The following is a 2490-nucleotide window of genomic DNA, read 5'->3' as shown; positions in this document are numbered from 1 at the left end:
TAATATTTAAAAGCTAAACAGGCCGTAAAGTCCATTAAGATAGGAATTTAATTTTGATTTTTTGAAGCCGATAAAATCCTATAAATAAGGTAATGAAAACGATTAATTGCTTATAAAGGACTTTCATAGTCTTTTTTTTGATATTCAGTGACGATGTAAGTGTATTCTTAAAGTTACAGTTTGTATTTTTTAAAAAGGATATATAGAAGTACTAACGTACAAGGAAAGTTATAGTTTTGAAAAAACAGACAAATTAGAAAAAAATGAGAATTCGAAGTAGATGAAGCCTTTAGTAGCAAGGGTTGAGGGAAACAATGTATTGATTTTCTTACGGTTTGTAAGTAAAATAAATGAATCGAAAGTTATGTTATCGCTACTTTACTTTTTACTATTCCTAACCTTACTTAAAAGGTTAATAAATACGATCTATCATAAAAAAAGTAAAAGTAGAGGTGATGTATAATCTATTTCAAATTCCCATTACTAATTAAAAAATAATTCATTCTGAAATCAAAATATTATGGAGAAATACAATGTTTATAATTAACTATTCAAAAAATGTCAAAAGAGAATCTAACAAAATAAAATGGCTTTCTTTTACACAAGTCGTTAAAGAAACAACTGCGGTTATTATTGCAGCAATCATTTTTGCTCTATTTTTAAGTGGGGTTAATTGGTTGTTACAACAATCTCTCATTCACTTGTTAGCGAGATGATACCAATTCGTAAAGGAGTGAAAGAACAAGATATTTCACTTTATCACTAGAAAATTTGAGGAGAAATCAGTTAATGTACAATACTTTGGTCTATATATACATCATTAATAACATTTTGATTATTTTATTAATTTTATCGCAACCCTCTAAACAGCAAGATGCGCTTTCACTTTTGTCTACTGATAAAAGTAACACGCTTTTTGAAACTCAAAAACCGCGAGGCATAGGTTACTTATTACAATATGTAACCGCAACTCTAGGCGTTATATGGGTTGTCTTAGGGATTATTTTGATGATTATGGGGAACAAGTAAGAAAATTGAGAGACTTAATAGGGTGGGGGATTTCGCTCATCCTTAAGATAAAATCTAAGCCGTAGTCAATGTTTCGAGTTGTTTCAATATTACGAAATAAAAATGACCGTCAGATAAAAAGAAATTAAAAAAAGATAGACTCACGTACTATCAGGAGAGAAGAAGGAGGATTTACAATGTCAGATAAAACTTTATTTTACGACCGATTAAAAGAACAAATCAAGCTTAATAGAATGAGTTTCAACCAAGTGGAACGAGACTTAGGCTACCCGAGAAATTCACTCAATAACTATAAAAATGGAATTGACCCTTCAGGCAAAAGGCTAGTGGAACTTGCGGATTATTTTAACGTTTCCCCGCAATACTTAATTGGAAAGCGAGATAGTACAGAGAAGGTTTCGCTCCTAAATGAATTTTGTGAGCTCCAACCTAATGAGAAGAAAGAGCTCTATTCGATTTGTCAAAGTTGGGCATCGAAACAACTTTTTAAAAGTCATTAAAAGCTAAGCAAGAAGTGAAGTTGAAAGGAAAAAGAGAGAATGAATGTTTATAGCGTCAATAAAGGAATTGGCTACGCTTCAAGTGGGGTTGAATATGCCCAAAAGTATCGAAAGGAACTCTTTGAAAATCTTGAATTTGATGACCACTATATCTTTCTAAATTATTTATCCAAAAATATAGCCGTCTATACCGATTTGTTAGGTTATCAACGCCACCAAGTGCTTTGGATTTACAATGTGTTGAGTCATCGGCCAACGCAAGCCAATACTTACACAGTAGACCTATTTTTAAAAAGGTTTGCGGAAGAGGCTTATGAGATTTTGAATCAAACCTCAACGAGTTTGGAAATTAAAGTGACGGAGACACAACGTTATAAAATCTGGCTGTTGAAGGATGATCTCATTGATCGCGTGGATTATATCGTCAATGGTCATCTTGTTAATGTGAGTCATTATGATCAAAGTTTGAACAACATTGAACATTTCAGTAATGGACAATTGGTGCGACGGTCTTTTTACAATTTACGAGGCGAAAAAAGCTTTGAGCAGTTTTACACGGATAGAGAAATTTCAGTGACTTTTATTGATAACCAAATCCTTTATGGGAAAATGGCCTTCTATCAGTATTTCTTTAAGGTGCTTCAATTACAAAAAGAAGATGCGGTGATTATTGATCGTCCGCTAGACGTGATTGAAGGGATTTTACCTCAACTCGCAGATCAAGTTCGACTGTTTTCAGTCGTTCATGCGGAACACTACAATGAAGGGCTTTCTAAAGGGAGTCATATTCTTTGGAATAACAATTACGAGTATATCTTTGAACATGCGGATTCCTTTGAGGCCATTATTGTCGCAACCGATCGTCAAAATCAAATTTTGAGCAGTCAACTCAGAAAGAAAACAGCGATTAAGACCATTCCAGTTGGCTATATCAATGAGATTAGTCGAAAAAGAAGCTATC

General features: G+C 33.2%; 3 protein-coding genes and 1 pseudogene. All 4 read left to right on the top strand.

Features of this window, described 5'->3' with window-relative positions:
* The first annotated feature begins 533 nt into the window (after positions 1–533).
* On the top strand, positions 534–716 hold the full coding sequence (secE, locus tag IAE51_RS11980; RefSeq protein ID WP_233611081.1) for a preprotein translocase subunit SecE: 183 nt from the start codon (positions 534–536) through the stop codon (positions 714–716).
* Positions 717–789: 73 nt separating this feature from the next.
* Complete coding sequence (gene secG / locus IAE51_RS11975) at positions 790–1029, top strand: preprotein translocase subunit SecG (RefSeq protein WP_200095648.1); 240 nt, start codon at positions 790–792, stop codon at positions 1027–1029.
* Between the two features lie 176 nt (positions 1030–1205).
* The gene (locus IAE51_RS11970) at positions 1206–1529 is read left to right on the top strand and encodes a helix-turn-helix transcriptional regulator (protein ID WP_200095647.1); all 324 of its coding nucleotides are present in this window, start codon (positions 1206–1208) and stop codon (positions 1527–1529) included.
* A 39-nt stretch (positions 1530–1568) separates the two neighbouring features.
* A pseudogene (locus IAE51_RS11965) lies at positions 1569–2490 on the top strand (glycosyl transferase family 1); the annotation flags it as partial.

This window comes from Lactococcus sp. S64 (genome assembly GCF_016516525.1).
In the GTDB taxonomy this organism is placed as follows: domain Bacteria; phylum Bacillota; class Bacilli; order Lactobacillales; family Streptococcaceae; genus Lactococcus; species Lactococcus lactis.
The sequence above is the reverse complement of the archived record's forward strand: the minus strand, read 5'-3'. Positions and strand labels throughout refer to the sequence as shown.

What these genes read in the sequence shown, in the direction of transcription:
- secE (WP_233611081.1), top strand. Translation starts at nt 534, where the DNA reads ATGTTTATAATTAACTATTCAAAAAATGTCAAAAGAGAATCTAACAAA.
- IAE51_RS11970 (WP_200095647.1), top strand. Translation starts at nt 1,206, where the DNA reads ATGTCAGATAAAACTTTATTTTACGACCGATTAAAAGAACAAATCAAG.
- secG (WP_200095648.1), top strand. Translation starts at nt 790, where the DNA reads ATGTACAATACTTTGGTCTATATATACATCATTAATAACATTTTGATT.